Annotated in this window: 1 protein-coding gene; it reads left to right on the top strand. The window is 45.3% G+C overall.

The genetic code is table 11. The annotated features are described in order from the left end of the window. Window positions 1-111 precede the first annotated feature (111 nt). The gene (locus tag LOR49_RS17310; RefSeq protein ID WP_240378217.1) at window positions 112-1,392 is read left to right on the top strand and encodes an IS110 family RNA-guided transposase; all 1,281 of its coding nucleotides are present in this window, start codon (window positions 112-114) and stop codon (window positions 1,390-1,392) included. Window positions 1,393-1,731: the final 339 nt, after the last annotated feature.

Below are 1,731 nucleotides of genomic sequence, written 5' to 3'. Positions count from 1 at the left end.
TTCCCGCTGGAGCCATTCCTGTTAATAAAGGAATAGCCTATTGCATAAAAAAAGACCCTCCGTTATGATGCAGGTGCTAACCCTAAGCTCATAACTAAGGAGGATCTCACCATGCATCATAATCGAAATTTCCGTATTGATCAAGTTGATGAACAAACATTGGTTGTTGGCGTTGATATCGCAAAAGAAAATCACTATGCTTGCGCAGTCGATGAGCGCGGGCGTGAATTAGGTAGAAGCTGGAAGTTAAAACAATCCCGTCAAGGCTTTGAAACGTTCTACGCCACGCTCACGAAACTTGCAGAATCACACGGCAAAGATCAGCTCCTAATCGGATTCGAACCAACGGGTCACTACTGGATGAACCTTGCAGGATTCTTAGCGTTATGCGAGATTCCTTTCGTACTTGTAAATCCGCATCACGTGAAGAAGTCCAAGGAACTCGATGACAATTTGCCAAGTAAGAACGATAAGAAGGACGCCCGTCTCATCGCCAAAATGATCACGTATGGCCATTACAGTATTCCAAGAGAACAGACTGCGATAGACGCTGAACTCCGTAAAGGCGCAGCCTTTAGAACACGTCTCAGAAAGGATCACTCTTCCATTCAGAACCGAATACGGCGTTGGCTAGACCTTTACTTCCCAGAGTTCCAGTCGGTTTATAAAGGAATTGGTAAACAAGCTTGTGCGATTCTGAAAGACACGCCATTGCCTGCCGACCTTTTGGCTTCTTCTCCCGAAGCTATTATTCAGGCCCACCGGGAAGCCGGAAACCAATACCTTCCGCAAAAGAAAGTCGAACAATTAATGCAGAAGGCAGAGCACTCCATAGGTATACAGGAAGGTTCCGAGGTGGCCAGAATGGAAATAAACATGCTTATTAGTCAATTGGAAATGATTCAATCCCAAATCGAAACATTAACCGAGCGTCTGATTGCCCTTGCCAAAGAAATTCAAGACTTTGATTGCATCACCTCTGTAGAAGGACTAAGCGATACATTTGCTGTCGAATTACTTGCGGAGACTGGTCCTTTAACGAATTATGAGCACCCACGCCAAACACTGAAGCTTGCGGGGTTAACACTTAGGACACATTCTTCCGGTACATTTGAAGGGGATAAAAGGATCTCCAAAAGAGGCCGAAAGAGCCTAAGAGCTCTGCTTTACCGGGCAGTGGTACCGTTGATGCATGCGAATAAAGCATTTAAAGCTCTTTATGATTACTATATCTCTCGAAGAGAGAACCCCTTGACTGGAAAAGAGGCGCTGGTTGTTCTTTCGCGAAAGTTACTTCAAATCTGTCATGGCCTTTGCAAACATGGACGACGCTTTGATGTTGAGCACATGATGCGCGATATGCCTTTCCTCGTTGAGAATAAAGCAGCCTGATATCAAAACTGCGAATGATCCCTGACAATTTAGACACGGAGAAGCCGGCCACACGGCGACTTAAGACGGTCCGTAAGGATCAGTCCATGCTGGAGCGACTGCCGGCCTCTGCGTTAGGGTAAGACCCAACGAAGGAATGTAGGCACTAGATGCCAGGAGATATGGGAGGGTGTGTCCCCTAATAAGCAGAGATCCAATGTGCCCATCAGGTAGAAGAAGGGAGAATATTTCGATCTCCTACCGCAACGCGTAATTGTAGTTTCCAATATATGGAAAACGACCACTGACCAAAACAGAAACAATCACACTGTCTCTTTTAAAAATTTTTTTTAAACAACA

Source organism: Bacillus piscicola, assembly GCF_022458745.1.
Classification (GTDB): Bacteria; Bacillota; Bacilli; order Bacillales; family Marinococcaceae; genus Alteribacillus_A; species Alteribacillus_A piscicola.
The sequence above is the reverse complement of the archived record's forward strand: the minus strand, read 5'-3'. Positions and strand labels throughout refer to the sequence as shown.